The sequence below is a fragment of the Streptomyces doebereineriae genome, assembly GCF_031845645.1.
GTDB lineage: Bacteria > Actinomycetota > Actinomycetes > Streptomycetales > Streptomycetaceae > Streptomyces > Streptomyces canus.
Genome location: NZ_JAVREZ010000043.1, coordinates 1 through 16,526 on the forward strand (window position 1 = coordinate 1; position 16,526 = coordinate 16,526).

14 protein-coding genes, 1 rRNA gene and 1 riboswitch are annotated in these 16,526 nt (G+C 68.3%); of the genes, 3 read left to right on the plus strand and 12 right to left on the minus strand.

Annotated features, from left to right (window positions below):
* The first annotated feature begins 190 nt into the window (after positions 1–190).
* Both RNB18_RS50230 and RNB18_RS50235 read left to right on the plus strand, forming a co-directional pair.
* Positions 191–2,143 (plus strand): APC family permease, encoded by a 1,953-nt coding sequence (locus RNB18_RS50230; RefSeq protein ID WP_311720826.1) that lies wholly within the window; start codon positions 191–193, stop codon positions 2,141–2,143.
* 51 nt (positions 2,144–2,194) lie between these two features.
* On the plus strand, positions 2,195–2,614 hold the full coding sequence (locus RNB18_RS50235; RefSeq protein WP_311720827.1) for a TOBE domain-containing protein: 420 nt from the start codon (positions 2,195–2,197) through the stop codon (positions 2,612–2,614).
* 42 nt (positions 2,615–2,656) lie between these two features.
* On the opposite strand, the gene gcvP is transcribed toward RNB18_RS50235, so the two are convergent.
* Entirely contained in the window at positions 2,657–5,542 is a 2,886-nt protein-coding gene (gene gcvP, locus RNB18_RS50240) for an aminomethyl-transferring glycine dehydrogenase (RefSeq protein ID WP_311720828.1), read from the minus strand.
* Between the two features lie 175 nt (positions 5,543–5,717).
* Positions 5,718–5,813, minus strand: a riboswitch (glycine riboswitch).
* 123 nt (positions 5,814–5,936) lie between these two features.
* Between gcvP and RNB18_RS50245 the strand changes: the two genes are divergently transcribed.
* The gene (locus RNB18_RS50245) at positions 5,937–6,314 is read left to right on the plus strand and encodes a PRC-barrel domain-containing protein (protein WP_311720829.1); all 378 of its coding nucleotides are present in this window, start codon (positions 5,937–5,939) and stop codon (positions 6,312–6,314) included.
* On the opposite strand, the gene RNB18_RS50250 is transcribed toward RNB18_RS50245, so the two are convergent.
* From RNB18_RS50250 to rrf, 11 genes are all read right to left on the minus strand, one after another.
* Positions 6,230–7,657 carry a DNA polymerase IV gene (locus RNB18_RS50250; RefSeq protein WP_311720830.1) on the minus strand — a complete coding sequence of 476 codons (1,428 nt, stop codon included), beginning with the start codon at positions 7,655–7,657 and terminating at the stop codon, positions 6,230–6,232. The two genes, RNB18_RS50245 and RNB18_RS50250, sit on opposite strands and share 85 nt — an antisense overlap.
* 58 nt (positions 7,658–7,715) lie before the next feature.
* Complete coding sequence (locus RNB18_RS50255; RefSeq protein ID WP_079072731.1) at positions 7,716–8,375, minus strand: MerR family transcriptional regulator; 660 nt, start codon at positions 8,373–8,375, stop codon at positions 7,716–7,718.
* Between the two features lie 263 nt (positions 8,376–8,638).
* Positions 8,639–9,112 carry a bifunctional nuclease family protein gene (locus RNB18_RS50260; RefSeq protein ID WP_004002801.1) on the minus strand — a complete coding sequence of 158 codons (474 nt, stop codon included), beginning with the start codon at positions 9,110–9,112 and terminating at the stop codon, positions 8,639–8,641.
* 77 nt (positions 9,113–9,189) lie between these two features.
* Positions 9,190–9,927 (minus strand): transcriptional regulator FtsR, encoded by a 738-nt coding sequence (gene ftsR / locus RNB18_RS50265; RefSeq protein WP_311720831.1) that lies wholly within the window; start codon positions 9,925–9,927, stop codon positions 9,190–9,192.
* An 18-nt stretch (positions 9,928–9,945) separates the two neighbouring features.
* Positions 9,946–10,854, minus strand: a complete 909-nt coding sequence (locus RNB18_RS50270; RefSeq protein ID WP_311720832.1) for an FHA domain-containing protein — start codon at positions 10,852–10,854, stop codon at positions 9,946–9,948.
* A 61-nt stretch (positions 10,855–10,915) separates the two neighbouring features.
* Complete coding sequence (locus tag RNB18_RS50275; RefSeq protein WP_311720833.1) at positions 10,916–11,746, minus strand: DUF881 domain-containing protein; 831 nt, start codon at positions 11,744–11,746, stop codon at positions 10,916–10,918.
* A gap of 5 nt (positions 11,747–11,751) precedes the next feature.
* Positions 11,752–12,084: a small basic family protein gene (locus RNB18_RS50280; RefSeq protein WP_003988855.1), complete on the minus strand. Its 333-nt coding sequence runs from the start codon at positions 12,082–12,084 to the stop codon at positions 11,752–11,754.
* On the minus strand, positions 12,081–12,986 hold the full coding sequence (locus tag RNB18_RS50285) for a DUF881 domain-containing protein (protein ID WP_311720834.1): 906 nt from the start codon (positions 12,984–12,986) through the stop codon (positions 12,081–12,083). Before RNB18_RS50285 ends, RNB18_RS50280 begins: the two co-directional genes overlap by 4 nt.
* Positions 12,987–13,081: 95 nt before the next feature.
* Positions 13,082–15,577, minus strand: coding sequence for a mannose-1-phosphate guanyltransferase (locus tag RNB18_RS50290; protein ID WP_311720835.1), 2,496 nt, complete (start codon positions 15,575–15,577; stop codon positions 13,082–13,084).
* A 114-nt stretch (positions 15,578–15,691) separates the two neighbouring features.
* Positions 15,692–16,300 carry a CDP-alcohol phosphatidyltransferase family protein gene (locus RNB18_RS50295; protein ID WP_266567473.1) on the minus strand — a complete coding sequence of 203 codons (609 nt, stop codon included), beginning with the start codon at positions 16,298–16,300 and terminating at the stop codon, positions 15,692–15,694.
* Between the two features lie 109 nt (positions 16,301–16,409).
* Positions 16,410–16,526: ribosomal RNA gene (rrf, locus tag RNB18_RS50300) — 5S ribosomal RNA — on the minus strand.

The window sequence follows — 16,526 nt, forward strand, 5'->3', positions numbered from 1 at the left end:
CACCGGGCAGGCACGAGCCTCACAGCTGCGCCATCGCCCGCCACACGCCTTGGCAGATCGAGTCTTAACGGAAGCTTGACGCCCCGGCGCCCTCCATCCGTGGGCCAAGGCGTCACTCTCCGCTTACGCTGGTCCCGCCGTCAGCCGGGCGGCCGGAACCCCGCTGAGCCGCACCGCAGGAGCGCCCCCGATGGCCACCACCGAACACCCTCCTTCCAGTCGCCTGCGCTCCTGGATGCTGGAGGGCCTGTCCGACATGGGCAAGGACGGCGGCCACACGGGCCCCCACGCCGAACCGGAACCCGCCCATCAGGGCCAGCGCTGGTGGCGGGTCATGTGCCTGACCGGCGTCGACTACTTCTCCACGCTCGGCTACCAGCCCGGCATCGCCGCCCTCGCGGCCGGCCTGCTCTCCCCCATCGCGACGATCGTCCTCGTGATCGTCACCCTCGCGGGCGCTCTGCCCGTGTACCGCCGGGTGGCCGAGGAGAGCCCCCGCGGCGAGGGCTCGATCTCCATGCTGGAACGGCTGCTGTCGTTCTGGCAGGGCAAGCTCTTCGTCCTCACGCTGCTCGGCTTCGCCGCCACCGACTTCCTGATCACCATCACCCTGTCCGCGGCCGACGCCTCCACCCATCTGATCGAGAACCCGCACCTGACCAGCACCCTCCACGACCACAAGATGCTGATCACCCTCTTCCTGGTCGCCCTGCTCGGCGCGGTCTTCCTCAAGGGCTTCCTGGAGGCGATCGGCGTCGCCGTCGCGCTGGTGGGCATCTACCTCGCCCTCAACGTCGTCGTGGTGCTCGTCGGCCTGTGGCACGTCATCACCGCGGGCCATGTCGTCACCGACTGGTCCAGCGCTCTGACGGCCGAGCACGGCAACGTCTTCGTGATGATCGGTGTGGCCCTGATCGTCTTCCCCAAGCTCGCCCTCGGCCTCTCCGGCTTCGAGACCGGCGTTGCCGTCATGCCTCACGTCAAGGGCGACCCGGACGACACCGAGGAGAACCCCAAGGGCCGGATCCGCGACACCAAGAAGCTGCTCACCACCGCCGCCATAGTGATGAGCTGCTTCCTGATCGCCACCAGCTTCATCACCACCCTCCTCATCCCCGAGAAGGACTTCGAGTCGGGCGGCCCGGCCAACGGCCGTGCCCTGGCCTACCTCGCCCACCACTACCTCGGTGGCGTCTTCGGCACGGTCTACGACGTCTCGACCATCGCCATCCTGTGGTTCGCCGGCGCCTCCGCGATGGCCGGCCTGCTCAACCTGATGCCGCGCTACCTGCCCCGCTACGGCATGGCCCCGCACTGGGCCCGCGCCGTGCGCCCCATGGTCGTCGTCTTCACTCTGATCGCGTTCCTGGTCACCTGGATCTTCGACGCCGACGTCGACGCCCAGGGCGGTGCGTACGCCACCGGCGTGCTGGTGCTGATCAGCTCGGCGGCGATCGCGGTGACCATCGCCGCCCGCAAGGCCGGGCAGCGCAACTGGACCGTCGGCTTCGCCGTCATCTCCGCCGTGTTCCTCTACACGACCGTCGTCAACGTCATCGAACGCCCTGACGGCGTGAAGATCGGCGCCTGCTTCATCGCCGGCATCATCCTGGTCTCTCTCCTCTCCCGCCTGGCCCGCGCCTTCGAACTCCGCGTGACCGACGTGACGCTCGACGACATGGCGGAACGTTTCATCCGGGACATGGCCAGCCGCAAGATGCGCTTCATCGCCAACGAGCCCGACCAGCGCGACAAGGCCGAGTACCGCGACAAGATCGAGCAGATCCGCGAGGACAACGACATCCCCGGCGAGGACTTCGTGTTCGTGGAGGTCACGGTCCTGGACCCCTCGGAATTCGAGGCGAGCCTGACGGTCCGGGGTGAGGTGCTCCATGGCCGCTACCGCGTCCTGACCCTGGAGTCCTCCTCCATCCCCAACGCCCTCGCCGCCCTCCTGCTCCACGTGCGCGACACCACCGGCTGCACCCCGCACATCTACTTCGAGTGGACCGAGGGCAACCCCTTCGCCAACTTCCTCCGCTTCTTCCTCTTCGGCCAGGGCGAGGTGGCCCCGGTCACCCGGGAGGTCCTCCGAGAAGCAGAACCGGACCGCCCGCGCCGCCCCCGAGTCCACACGGGCTGACGCCGTCGCACATCCCCGCCGCGGCCCACCACACGCCCTACGTTGATGCACATGACCCTGAGCATCCGCAACCAGCTCCCCGGCACCGTCACCACCGTCACCCCGGGCGAGGCCATGGCAACCGTCAGGATCCGCCTCGACGGCGGCCAGGACCTCACGGCCGCGATCACCCTCGAGTCCATCGCCGAACTCGGCCTCACCCAGGGCTCGCCCGTACGCGCCCTGGTGAAGTCGACGGAGGTCTCCCTCGCCACCGCCCCGGTCCAGAACGTGTCCATCCGCAACCAGCTCCCCGGCACCGTCACCGCCGTCGCCACCGGAGCCGCCATGGCCACCGTCAAGATCGCTGTCGAGGGAGGCGTACTCACCTCCGCGATCACCGCGGACGCCGCGACCGACCTCGCCCTCGTCGCCGGCGCCCCGGTCGTCGCCCTGATCAAGTCGACAGAGGTGTCACTGGCCACGGCGTAACGGAAAAGGGCCCCGCCGAAACGGGGCCCTCATCACCTCGGGTCAGTCCTCGTACGCGTCCAGCGGCGGGCACGAACACACCAGGTTCCGGTCGCCGAAGGCCTGGTCGATCCTCCGCACCGGCGGCCAGTACTTGTCCGCCACCGACACCCCGGCCGGGAACACGGCCTCCTCGCGCGTGTAAGCGTGCTCCCACTCACCGCCCAGCGCACCGGCGGTGTGCGGAGCGTTCCGCAGCGGGTTGTCCTCGGCAGCCCACTCCCCCGAACCGACCTTCTCGATCTCCGCACGGATGGCGATCATCGCCTCGCAGAACCGGTCGAGTTCGATCAGGTCCTCGGACTCCGTCGGCTCGATCATCAGCGTCCCGGCCACCGGGAACGACATGGTCGGGGCATGGAAGCCGTAGTCGATGAGCCGCTTGGCCACATCGTCGACACTCACCCCGGTCGCCTTGGTGAGCGGCCGCAGATCGATGATGCACTCGTGCGCGACCAGTCCGCCGGGGCCGGTGTAGAGCACGGGGTAGTGCGGCTCGAGCCGCTTGGCGATGTAGTTGGCGGAGAGCACCGCCACCTGCGTGGCCCGCTTCAGCCCCTCACCGCCCATGAGCCGGACGTACGCCCACGAGATCGGCAGGATCCCCGCGGAACCCCAGGGCGCGGCCGAGATCGGCCCGACGCCCGTCTCCGGGCCGGCCGCGGGCTGCATCGGGTGGTTCGGCAGATACGGCGCCAGGTGCGCCCGTACGCCGACAGGACCCACACCCGGGCCACCGCCGCCGTGCGGAATGCAGAACGTCTTGTGCAGATTCAGGTGGGAGACGTCACCGCCGAAGTGCCCCGGCTTGGCAAGGCCCACCAGCGCGTTGAGGTTGGCCCCGTCGACGTACACCTGCCCGCCGGCCTCGTGCACCTGCGCGCAGATGTCGGCGACGTGCTCCTCGAACACGCCGTGCGTCGAGGGGTACGTGATCATGAGCACGGACAGCTCGTCCCGGTACTGCTCGATCTTCGCGCGCAGGTCGTCGACGTCGATCTCGCCGTCCCCGGCGGTCTTCACGACGACGACCTTCATCCCGGCCATGACGGCGCTCGCGGCGTTGGTGCCGTGCGCCGAGGACGGGATGAGACACACGGTCCGCTGCTCGTCACCGTTGGCCCGGTGATATCCGCGTACGGCGAGCAGTCCGGCCAGCTCTCCCTGCGACCCGGCGTTCGGCTGCAGTGACACGTTGTCGTACCCGGTGACCTCGGCGAGCCGCTCCTCCAGCTCCCGGATCAGCGTCAGATAGCCCTGCGCCTGCTCGGAGGGCGCGAAGGGGTGCAGCTGCCCGAACTCGGGCCAGGTGACCGGCTCCATCTCGGTGGTCGCGTTGAGCTTCATGGTGCAGGAGCCGAGCGGGATCATGCCGCGGTCGAGCGCGTAGTCGCGGTCGGCGAGCCGACGCAGGTAGCGCAGCATCGCGGTCTCGGAGCGGTACTGGTGGAAGACGGGGTGGGTGAGGAAGTCGTCGTCGCGCAGCAGCGCGTCCGGCAGCGCCTCCTCGGTGGCCTCGTCCAGCGCCTCGATGTCGGCCTCGACGCCGAACGCGTTCCACACGGCACCCACCTGGGCCCGCGCGGTGGTCTCGTCGCACGCAACGGACACATGGTCGGCGTCGACGAGGTGCAGGTTGACGCCGTTCCGCCGCGCGTCGGAGACGACCTCGGCGGCCCTCGCGGGCACCCGCGCGGTGAGCGTGTCGAAGTACGAACCGTGCACTACCTCGACCCCACCGGCCGTCAGGCCCGCGGCAAGGATGTTCGCGTACCGGTGGGTCCGCCGCGCGATGCCCTTGAGCCCCGCGGGCCCGTGGTAGACGGCGTACATCCCGGCCATGACCGCGAGCAGCACCTGAGCGGTGCAGATGTTGCTGGTCGCCTTCTCCCGACGAATGTGCTGCTCACGTGTCTGCAGCGCGAGCCGGTAGGCCTTGTTCCCGTCGGCGTCCACGGACACCCCGACGAGCCGCCCGGGCAGGCTCCTCGCGAACTTCTCGTGTACGGCCATGTAGCCGGCGTGCGGCCCGCCGAACCCCATCGGCACTCCGAACCGCTGCGTGGTACCGACCGCGATGTCCGCCCCGAGCTCACCCGGCGACTTCAGCAGGGTCAGCGCGAGCAGATCGGCGGCCACGGTCACGAGCGCGCCGAGCTCGTGAGCCTGGTCGATGAGCGGCTTGATGTCGCGTACGGCCCCGGAGGCGCCGGGGTACTGGACGAGCACACCGTTGATCTCACGCCCGGCGAGCTCGGCCGGGATCCCGTCGCGGAGGTCGGCGACCACGACCTCGACACCGGTCGGCTCGGCCCGGGTCTCGATCACGGCGATGGTCTGCGGCAGGGTGTCGGCGTCGACGAGGAAGAGCCCCTTCTTGTTCTTCCCCATGCGGCGGGACAGAGCCAGGGCCTCGGCCGCCGCGGTCCCCTCGTCGAGCAGCGAGGCGCCGGAGGTCGGCAGCCCGGTGAGGTCGGCGACCATGGTCTGGAAGTTGAGCAGAGCCTCGAGGCGTCCCTGCGAGATCTCCGGCTGGTACGGCGTGTAGGCGGTGTACCAGGCCGGGTTCTCCATGACGTTGCGCAGGATGACGGGCGGAGTGAAGGTGCCGTAGTAGCCGAGCCCGATCATGGAATCGAGCACCTGGTTCCGGTCGGCCAGCGACCGCAGCTCGGCCAGCACCTCGGCCTCGGTGCGCCCGCCCGGCAGCTCCAGGGCATCGGCGTTCTTGATCACATCCGGCACCGCGGCGGCGGTGAGCTCGTCCAGCGAGCCGTAGCCGACCTGCGCGAGCATCTTCGCCCGCGCCTCATGATCAGGGCCGATGTGACGCTGCTCGAACGGAATGCCCTGTTCGAGCTCGGAGAGCGGAATGCGATGGGCGGTCATTGCGGAGGCCTCCTGGTCTGACACGACCTGCGAGGGGTACCCCGGCGCGGGTACCCCGACGGCCTCCCCCTCTGTCATCTGACCTGAGAGCTTCACCGGACCGCCCGAAGGCCGCCGGCTTTCACCGTCGGTGAGAGCGGAAGCTGTCGACACCCGCTCTGCTTTCCAGAGTGACCTCGTCCGCGCGGTACGTGAGCCTGAGAGATTCCGGGGAGGATTTGCTCCTTCGGCGCCTCCGATGTTGTCTGGAGGACTCTCCCGCGCGGGGTCAGCAGCCGCTCGCAAGCCTACCAGCGAGCCCACCGCACGAGTCTTCGAGTGGCCGCGCGCCCCGAAGTGCTCTTTCGTAGTGCTTACGACCGCTTCGGATGAGTTGCGACCAAGTGGAGGGCCCGTGCAGACCGACATCGATCCGCGCAACCTGATCGGCCGCAAGGCGTTCGACCGCAACGGCACCAAGATCGGCACCGTCGACGAGGTCTACCTCGACGACGCGACCGGCGTGCCGGAGTGGGCTGCCATACGCACGGGCCTCTTCTCCCGGGACGCCTTCGTCCCCCTGGGGCCGAGCGAGCTGGTCGCCGGCACCCTGCACGTCCCCTTCGACCGCGCCCTCATCAAAGACGCCCCCGACTTCGGCGTAGGCCGCCACCTCTCCCCCGACCAGGAACTCCAGCTCTACCACCACTACGGTCTCGACGTGTCCGCACCGCCCCCGTTCCCGGACCGGGACTTCGGCAAGCTGGCGGGCACGGAGGACGCGGAGGCCTGAGCGCCCGGCACCTCCTCTGTCAGGGGCAACGGCTCAGCGGGCTCCAGCGCAGGGTCCTCCACGAGAAACGTCCGTACCCGCCCCGGCTCCGAATCCGGCGTCTCGAACCGCACGGTCACCCGCCCCAGCCCGCTCCCCTGCACCCACCCATGCCCGTACTCGGCATGCCGCACATCATGCCCGGCGACCCACCGCCGCTCAGCAGCCGCCGTCGCCTCGGGGACGGCCACATCATCGACCTCCTCCTCAGCCGCCGACTCCACCCGCTCCCCCGCGGCCTGGGCGAACAGATCCTCCTGAGTGAAGTCGGCGAGTCCGCTCACCCCCACTCCCAGCAACCGCACACCCCCCGTCGAGTCCACGCCCTCCAGCAACCGCAGGGCAGCCTCCCGCACGACCGCCGGGTCATCGGTGGGCCCCCGCAAGGTCTCGGACCGCGTCAACGTCGAGAAGTCGTAGCGCCGCACCTTCAGCACGATGGTCCGCCCCGACAGCCCGGCCCCCCGCAGCCTCCGCACACACCGGTCCGCCAGCCGCTGCACCTCCAGGCTCACCCGCACCCGGTCATGGATGTCCACGTCGTACGTGTCCTCGACGGACACGGACTTGGTCTCCCGCTCAGCCACCACGGGCCGCTCGTCGTACGCCAGCGCCATCGCGTGCAACCCGTGCCCATGGGCCTTCCCGAGCAGTCGTACGAGCTCGTCCTCGCCCGCCTCCACGATCTCGTCGACCGTATGGATCCCGGCACGCCTCAGATGATCGCCGGTCGCCGGCCCCACTCCCGGCAGGATCCGCACCGACATCGGCCCGAGAAGCGCCCGCTCGGTCCCCGGCTCGATCACCACCAGGCCGTCCGGCTTGGCCTGCTCGGAGGCGATTTTCGCGAGCATCTTGGACGCGGCCAGCCCCACCGACCCCGTGAGCCCCGTGACGGCCCGTATGTCGGCCCGTAGCTTCGCCCCGGCCAGCCGCGCCGACGCCTCGTCCCAGGCCGTTCCCCCGGCCTCCAGATCCACGAACGCCTCGTCCAGGCTCAGCGGCTCCACCAACGGGGACAGCTCCCGCAGCAGCCCCATCACCTGCTCGCTGATCGCCTTGTAGAACCCGAAGCGCGGCACCAGATACGCGGCGTTCGGCGCTAGCCGTCTCGCCTGGCCCATGGGCATCGCCGAGTGCACCCCGAACACCCGGGCCTCGTAGGACGCGGTGGCCACCACACCCCGCGGCCCCAGCCCGCCCACGACGACGGCCTTCCCGCGCAGACTCGGCTTGGACGCCTGCTCCGCCGAGGCGTAGAAGGCATCCATGTCGAGATGCAGGATCGTGGGCGTCTTTCTCACATGTCCGATGCTGCCCTACGCCACTGACAATGCCCCGCCCGAGAGAGCGGGGCAGGCTTCAGACCGCCCGGTTGCGCCGCCGCGCCAGTTCGTCCGCGGGGTTGTGCCCGACGAGTGTCTCCCCGGTGTCGATGCGCTCCCCGTGCAGCTGTGACAGGGCGCTCTCGACGTCCCGCCACACGACACCCACGGCGATCCCGAAGATGCCCTGACCGCCCTGGAGCAGCGCGTGGACCTCGTCGGGCGAGGTGCACTCGTAGACCGTGGCGCCGTCGCTCATGAGCGTCATCCGCTCCAGGTCCTGGAATCCCCGCTCCCGCAGGTGCTGGACCGTGGTGCGGATGTTCTGCAGCGACACACCCGTGTCGAGGAACCGCTTGACGATCTTCAGGACAACGACGTCCCGGAAGCTGTAGAGCCGCTGCGTCCCCGACCCGTGGGCGGGCCGCACGCTCGGCTCGACGAGGCCGGTGCGCGCCCAGTAGTCGAGTTGCCGGTAGGTGATGCCTGCCGCCGCGCACGCCGTAGGGCCGCGATAGCCGATCTGCTCGGACGCCATGGACGTCGCCCCTCCGCTGCTCGGCACGGCCGCCGGTCGCTGCGGAGCGTGATCGGCCGCGCTGCCCTGAAACGGGCTGCCGTGAAGCGGGTACGGGCCGCCTGCCCCGAGACTCCGTCCGGGGGCACCCCCAGCCGTACCGTCGCCGCTGCTTCTCACGCCGACCTCCGTCCTTGACCTGCCTTCTCGACGGTAGGCAGTCACCAGGGGTGCGTCAACGATCGCCACACTCGGCACGCCGAGTGATAATCACCCTAGGAGTGGTTTCCCGTACCCAACCGCGGGGAAAGGCTAGCCGAATGCGCTCCTGGCGGGCCGCAGGACGCTCTCACGCGCCGGTGGCAAATGCCAGCATTTCAGTGACGACCGGACACGGCTGACCCGTCACGGACCGCTGATCCGCCGGATCGGCCGCGGCTGCCTCACTGACTGCTGGTGCCGAAGTCCTCGGGGGAGATCTGGTCGAGGAACTCGCGGAACTTCTCCACTTCGTCCTCCTGCTCGTCCGGAATCGCGATGCCGGCGTCGTCGAGCACTCCGTCGCTGCCGTAGATCGGCGTCCCGGTGCGCAGGGCCAGCGCTATGGCGTCGGACGGCCGCGCGCTCACCTCGACCCCGCTGGCGAACACCAGCTCCGCGTAGAAGACGCCCTCACGCAGATCCGTGATGCGCACTTCGGTGAGCTCCTGGCCGACCGCCTCCAGCACGTCCTTGAACAGGTCGTGGGTCAGCGGTCGTGCGGGGGCCATGCCCTGCTGTGCGAAGGCGATCGCAGTCGCCTCACCCGGCCCGATCCAGATGGGGAGGTAGCGGTCGCCTCCCACTTCACGCAGGAGCACGATCGGTTGGTTGGAGGGCATTTCGACCCGGACACCTACGACATCGAGCTCGTTCACACAGCAACCCTAGGCCGTGCCCGGGACGTTTGGGTAGTCGGGCCGGAAACGGGGGACGATCCGATGCCCGGCCACCCTCAGGGCAGGCGCACCCCGAGCGCGGTCTGCACGAGCGCCGTGTGCAGCTTCACCGTGAGCCCCGCGAGTTCCTTGGCGCGCGCTTCCGCGTGTGCGCGGGTCTGCGGGTTGCGGTGGCGTTTCAACGGAGCCACGACCTGGTCCACCAGCCCGGCCTCACGATCGGCGGCGGCCTTCATCGCACGCAGATGCCTCGGCTCGATCCCGAACCGGCCCAGCTCGACGACCAGCGCGGCCACGGTGACCGCCTCGGCGTCGTAGGCCCCGTCCGGAAACGGGGTGATGAGCCCGTACGACTCCCACTCCGCCAGCTCCGACTCGCCGATCTCGGCGGCGGCGAGCAGCTCGGCCCGGCCGATCCGGGCCGCTGTGGGGCCTTCAGGGACCTCCAGGACCGTTTCTCCGTCCCGCTGCCGGCCGACCGTGGGCAACGCGACGGCTTCGCCTCGCTCCATGGCGTCCAGATGCTCTTTGATCACCTTGAGCGGCAGATAGTGGTCCCGCTGCATCCTCAGGACATGACCGAGACGCTCGACGTCCCGGTCGCTGAACTTGCGATACCCGGACGGAGTCCGCTGCGGCTCTATGAGACCTTCGGACTCCAGAAAACGGATCTTGGAGATCGTGACTTCGGGGAACTCGTCACGCAGCACGTTCAGCACCGTGCCGATGCTCATCAGCCCACTGTCCGTCGCGGCGGTGCCGTGTCCGGCACCGCCGCTCGGTGTTTGAAGCATGGACCTTCCCTGGGAGGGTCAGTAGCCCTGCTGGCTCGCGTAGAAGACCAGCCGGTACTTGCCGATCTGCACCTCGTCGCCGTTGTTCAGAGCGACCGAGTCGATGCGCTCACGGTTGACGTACGTGCCGTTGAGACTGCCCACATCGGACACCGTGAACGAGCCGTCCTGACCGCGGCGGAACTCCACATGCCGGCGCGAGACCGTGACGTCGTCGAGGAAGATGTCGCTCTGCGGGTGGCGGCCGGCCGTGGTCAGCTCGCCGTCCAGCAGGAAGCGGCTGCCCGAGTTGGGCCCACGACGCACGACCAGGAGCGCCGAGCCCAGCGGCAGCGCGTCGACGGCAGCCTGCGCCTCCGGGGAGAGCGCCGGCATCTGCGTCTGGCCGGTGACCTCGGAGTCGTACGCCTCGAGTCCCGAGATGGAGATGGTGGAGGTCGTCTCCGAAGGACGCTCGGGCACAGCCCCGGCCCGCAGCGGAGCGCCGCAGTTGGAGCAGAAGCGGCTGTTCTCCGCGTTGCGGTTACCGCACCTCGTACACACCAGGGCCGACATAGGGGAAAACCCTCCACCCGTACTTGAGGTTGACGGCTGCCCGAAACCTATGCCGCCGGACTGGGCAGGGTCAACAGACGGCACGCCCTGACCTCCGGAAATGTCGCCACCCTGGCCGCCCAGCTGGTCCCGGAACAGCGGGCGCTGGCCCTCGGCGTCGGGCTGTGCGCGGTGACGAGCGGTCGCGTTGTTGTCGCTACCTTCTCGCGCGCTCTTGCCGAACAACTTCGCAAACAACTTCACGGGCGATTCCCCTTGACCGAAACAGACCCGCCCGTGGGGCAGGACGAACCCTGATTGAACACACCGGTCGACCCGGACATCCTCACAACGTCCGTTTCCACCAGACAGTTTCCACCACGCACCACCCATTCGGTGCGGCGACCCCCCGCAACCTCATGCCCTGGCCGGACGCCCCCCATGCACCCCCGGTTCACCGGGGGGACGACCGAGCGTAGTCAGGCCGCTTCGCCGCTCGCAAGGCATCCACGACGATCTTGTTCGACCGCTCGACGGTAACGGTGGCCTGCTCCTTCTCAAGAGTCTGCACCACGCCTCCAGGGATGTTGAGCGCCGGTTCGAGGTCCTGCGGATTACCGATGACCTTGAAACGAAAAGGTGCGGTGATCTTGTTCCCGTCGACGCTCACACTCTTGTCGGAGTCCGACAGAAAGGTGTTGGCGACGACCCGCACACCGTTCACCTGGATCGCCTCCGCGCCGGCCGCGCGCAGCTCCTGGATCGCGTCGAGCAGCATGTCCGCCTCGACCGTCCCCTTGGTGTCGTCGATGGTCATCGTGATGCCCGGCCCCTGCGCGGCCACCGTGCCCGCGAGGATGCCGAGTTGCCGCTCCTTCTCGACCGTCTGCTTGCGGGCCTCCTCGGCCTGGTCGGAGCTGTTCTCCAACTCGTCCCGCTGGTTCTCGAGGCCCTGCTTCTCGTCTTGAAGACGCTGAGTACGGTCGCCCAGTTCATCGAGGATGCGTACGAGATCCTCCTGCCGCGCCCCCCGCAGCGCGCTGTCGCTGTCGCTGTTCGAGGCCACCTGGACGGCGAGGCCGAATCCAAGGCCGAACAACAGCACCGCGACGATGAGTTGGGCCCGGGTCGCGCGCGGCGGCCACAACCCCTTCACCAGTCGCTGGCGGCCGGTCAGTCCTGGCTCCGACGCCGTGGTCTCTGCCTCCTCGGACGGGGTCGCCGGGAGTTCCTCGGGCAGTTCTTTGCGCAGCCTGTTGCCGGGCGTCTCTTCCTGGTCGCTCATCGGCCTCACGCCCGGAAGACGTGTCGACGGATCGCCGCGGCGTTCGAGAAGATCCGGATGCCGAGCACCACGACGACACCGGTCGAGAGCTGGGCGCCCACGCCCAACTTGTCGCCCAGGAACACGATCAACGCGGCCACGACCACATTCGACAGGAACGACACGACGAAGACCTTGTCGTCGAAGATGCCGTCGAGCATGGCCCGCAGGCCCCCGAAGACAGCGTCGAGCGCCGCCACTACGGCGATCGGCAGATAAGGCTCGACGACCGCCGGAACCTCAGGCCGGACCAAGAGGCCGGCCACGACTCCCACGACGAGGCCCAGTACGGCGATCACGATGTGCCCTTCTCAGTTCTCGGCTCTGCTGTACGTACGATCACACTCGGTGCGGCCGGCAGCCGGAGGTCGTCCTCCACGGAGATGGCCGTCCGGATGCCGTAGTTCTCCTGCAGGGCGTGCAGATACAGCCCGTCGGCACTGTCCTGGAACCTGGTGCTCAGCCGCTGCCCGTCCCCCACCGCAAGCACCGTATACGGCGGAACCAACGGCTTGTTGTCGACCAGTATCGCGTCACCCGCGGCCCTGATCGCCGACAGCGCGGTCAGCCGCTGTCCGTTGATGGAGACGGCCTCCGCGCCCGACTCCCACAGCCCGTTCACCACCCGCTGCATGTCACGGTCGCGCACCCGCCCGGTGTCGGAGAACCCCGACGTCTCACGCGGGTTCCCGTCGCCGCCCGTGCTGGCTTCCTTGGCGTCGTTCACGACCAGTTTTACGCCTGGGCCGTGCACCTCCACTGCGCCCGACAGAATGCCCACGAGGTCGGCCTGGCCGCTGTCGCCACTCTGCTTGAGCGCCTCGCGCTGCCGCGTGCTCACATCGTCGCGCAGCTGGTCGACGCTCTCCTCGAGCTTGTCCGCCGTCTCGGTCTCGCGGTCAATACGGTCGATGAGTTCCTCGCGCTCCTTGGCCACGACCGGAGCCGCCACCCGCGCCTGCGCCGCCCCCACGGTGACCACGAGAGCGGCGAGGACCAGACCGACAGCCAGCCCCAGCCTCGCCCGCAAGGTCTTGGGCAGCCCGCCGTCACCGGCGGCCTTCTTGCGGTCCGCAGCCTCGGCGTACCCGTCGTCGAGGCTGTGGTCCATGACGTTGGTGAGCAGCGACATGGAGGCGTCCGGGCGCGTGGGGCGCGTGGGGGTGCTCCGAATGGGGGGCTGCTGCGGCATGCCGCACATCGTCGCACGTCGCGGCCCCCACCTCCGAATGGCCCCATCGGCGTGCCGGACAGGCCCCCTTGGGGACACCTGTCCGGCACGCACGCGTGCGGGACTCAGCGGCCGGCGCTGTCCACGACCGCCGACCACTCGTCCAGCAGGGCCTGCGCGGACGCGTCATCGGGCCCCTCGGCCCACAGATGGGTGACCGCCTCCGCCGGGTCCGGCAGCACCATCACCCAGCGTCCATCGGTCTCCACGACCCGGACACCGTCCGTCGTGTCGACAAAGCGATCGCCCGCCGCCTCCACGACCCTGCGCATCACCAGTCCCTTGACGGCCCACGGCGTCGCCAGATCCCGCTTGAGGACATGCGCCCGCGGAATCCGCGCGTCGATCTGGCTGAGCGTGAGCTGCGTCCGCGCCACCAGCCCGATCAGCCGTACGAAGGCCGCCGCACCGTCGAAGACACTGCTGAACTCCGGGATGATGAAGGCGCCCTTACCGTCACCACCGAAGATGGTCGAGTCGTCGCGTCCGACCCGGGTGAGGTCGTCGGGCGAGGTGGTCGTCCACTCCACTTGCGTGCCGTGGTACGCCGCCACCTGCTCGGCGATCCGCGTGGTGGTCACCGGCAGCGCCACACGGCCGCTGCGGCGCTCCGCGGCGACCAGGTCGAGCATGACGAGCAGCGCCCGGTCGTCCTCGATGATCCGCCCCTTCTCGTCCACAAGGGACAGCCGCTCACCCACAGGGTCGAACCGCACCCCGAACGCGGCCCGCGCGGACGCCACGATCTCACCCAGCCGCACCAGACCCGACCGCCGGGCGTCCGCCGTCTCCGTCGGCCTGGACTCGTCGAGCCCCGGGTTGATGGTCAGCGAGTCCACGCCGAGCTTCCCGAGCAGACTGGGCAACACCAGACCGGCACTGCCGTTCGACGCGTCCACGACGACCTTCAGCCCGGACTCGGAAATCCCGGTGATGTCGACGTTCCGCAACAGTGAACCGGTGTACGAATCGAAGACACTCGCCGGGAAGTGCAGGTCTCCGATCTCACCGGGGAACGCGCGCCGGTACTCCTGCCGCGCGAACACCCGGTCCAGCTTCCGCTGGCTGCCCTGAGAAAGGTCCGCGCCCCGCCCGTCGAAGAACATGATGTCGACGGAGTCCGGCACCCCGGGCGTGGTCCGGATCATGATGCCGCCGGCGCTCCCGCGAGCGGTCTGCTGGCGCGCCACGGGCAGCGGTACGTTTTCCAGGTCACGTACGTCGATGGCGCTGGCCTGCAGAGCGGAGATGACCGCCCGCTTCAGTGCCCGCGCGCCACGGGAGTGGTCACGGGCGGTGGTGACGGTCGATCCCTTCTTGAGGGTCGTCGCGTAGGCGCCGGCGAGCCGTACCGCGAGTTCCGGGGTGATCTCGACGTTCAGGATGCCGGAGACTCCCCGGGCGCCGAAGAGATGCGCCTGGCCCCTGGACTCCCAGATGACCGAGGTGTTGACGAAGGCACCGGCCTCGATGGTCTTGAACGGGTAGACCCGCACATTCCCCTGGATAATCGATTCCTCGCCGACGAGGCACTCGTCACCGATGACCGCGCCGTCCTCGATACGAGCCGCGCGCATGATGTCGGTGTTCTTCCCGACGACACAGCCACGAAGATTGCTCTGCTGCCCGACATACACGTTGTCGTGCACGACGGCCTTGTGCAGAAACGCGCCGCTCTTCACGACCACGTTCGAACCCACGACGGTGTGCTCGCGGATCTCGGCGCCGGCCTCCACCTTCGCGTAGTCCCCGATGTACAGCGGACCACGGAGAACGGCATCGGGGTGCACCTCGGCACCTTCCGCAACCCAGACGCCCGGAGAGAGCTCGAAGCCGTCGATCTCGACGTCGACCTTGCCCTCCAGGACGTCGGCCTGCGCCTTCACATAACTCTCGTGCGTGCCGACGTCCTCCCAGTACCCCTCCGCGATATAGCCGTAGATCGGCTTGCCTTCCTTCATCAACTGCGGGAAGACATCGCCGGACCAGTCCACGGGCACATCGGGTTCGACGTAGTCGAAGACCTCGGGCTCCATGACATAGATGCCCGTGTTCACGGTGTCCGAGAAGACCTGCCCCCAGGTCGGCTTCTCCAGGAAGCGCTCGACCTTGCCTTCCTCATCGACGATGGTGATGCCGAATTCGAGCGGATTGGGCACACGGGTCAGACAGACGGTGACCAGCGCACCCTTTTCCTTGTGGAAGTTGATGAGTTCGGTGAGGTCGAAGTCGGTCAGAGCATCACCGGAGATGACGAGGAAAGCGTCGTCCTTCAACGCCTCTTCGGCGTTCTTGACGCTTCCGGCGGTACCGAGTGGCTTCTCCTCATTGGCATAGGAGAGCTCCATTCCGAGCTCTTCACCGTCACCGAAGTAGTTCTTGACCAGTGAGGCCAGGAACTGGACGGTGACGACGGTCTCGTTGAGCCCATGCCTTTTGAGCAGCCGCAGCACGTGCTCCATGATCGGCCGGTTTACCACCGGCAGGAGCGGCTTGGGCATGCTCGAGGTCATGGGACGAAGGCGTGTGCCTTCGCCTCCGGCCATCACGACGGCCTTCATGTCGGAAGCGTCCTCCTTAAGAGACGACGGTCTAGCCGACTTCACCCGTCCAGATTGTCCCGCACTTTTCTGCCGGGGGCCATCGAGCCGCCACGGCCGTGCCAATCGGCGGGTTCAGTCGGCCTTGGCGTCCGCACGGACCAGGCGGCGGACTTGTACCACGTAGAGCACTCCTGCCCACCAGTACAGCGTTGTACCCCATCCGGCGAACGCCCATCCGAAAATAGCAGCGAGTGACGAGATCCATCCAGTTCCGTCACTGAGCAGGAGCAGTGGGAAGGCGTACATCAGGTTGAAGGTGGCAGCCTTGCCAAGGAAGTTCACCTGCGGCGGGGGATAACCGTGACGCCTGAGGATGCCCACCATCACCAGGAGAACCAGCTCTCGCAGGAGCAGTGCAGCCGTCAACCAGATTGGCAGAATCTCGCGCCAGGTGAGACCGACCAGAGTCGAGAGAATGTAGAGCCGGTCGGCCGCGGGGTCGAGCAGCCGGCCAAGACTGCTGATCTGGTTCCACCGTCGGGCGAGTTTGCCGTCCAGGTAGTCGCTGATCCCGCTCAGAGCGAGTACCAGCAACGCCCAGGTGTCACTCTTCGGCCCTCCGAACTCGGGCCTGAGGATCAGCCACAGGAAGAGCGGCACCCCAACGAGCCTCGCCATGCTGAGGATGTTGGGGATGGTGAGGACCCGGTCTGTCTGGACGCGGGTCTCCTGGACCTCCACCCGGGGGCCTCCTGTGGGAAACGTGCCAACGATGCTCCCTGACCCTACCTCAACGCAAAAAAGCTCTGGCTCTTGGGCTGCGTGCCCAAGAGCCAGAGCTCTAAAAGGAGTTCGGCGGTGTCCTACTCTCCCACAGGGTCCCCCCTGCAGTACCATCGGCGCTGTAAGGCTTAGCTTCCGGGTTCGGAATGTAACCGGGCGTTTCCCTCACGCTATGACCACCGAA

Excerpts from the sequence above, each read along its gene's own strand:
- RNB18_RS50230 (WP_311720826.1), top strand. The coding sequence starts at position 191 with ATGGCCACCACCGAACACCCTCCTTCCAGTCGCCTGCGCTCCTGGATG.
- RNB18_RS50235 (WP_311720827.1), top strand. The coding sequence starts at position 2,195 with ATGACCCTGAGCATCCGCAACCAGCTCCCCGGCACCGTCACCACCGTC.
- gcvP (WP_311720828.1), bottom strand. The coding sequence starts at position 5,542 with ATGACCGCCCATCGCATTCCGCTCTCCGAGCTCGAACAGGGCATTCCG.
- ftsR (WP_311720831.1), bottom strand. The coding sequence starts at position 9,927 with ATGCTTCAAACACCGAGCGGCGGTGCCGGACACGGCACCGCCGCGACG.
- RNB18_RS50270 (WP_311720832.1), bottom strand. The coding sequence starts at position 10,854 with ATGGGTGGTGCGTGGTGGAAACTGTCTGGTGGAAACGGACGTTGTGAG.
- RNB18_RS50275 (WP_311720833.1), bottom strand. The coding sequence starts at position 11,746 with ATGAGCGACCAGGAAGAGACGCCCGGCAACAGGCTGCGCAAAGAACTG.
- RNB18_RS50285 (WP_311720834.1), bottom strand. The coding sequence starts at position 12,986 with ATGTGCGGCATGCCGCAGCAGCCCCCCATTCGGAGCACCCCCACGCGC.
- RNB18_RS50290 (WP_311720835.1), bottom strand. The coding sequence starts at position 15,577 with ATGAAGGCCGTCGTGATGGCCGGAGGCGAAGGCACACGCCTTCGTCCC.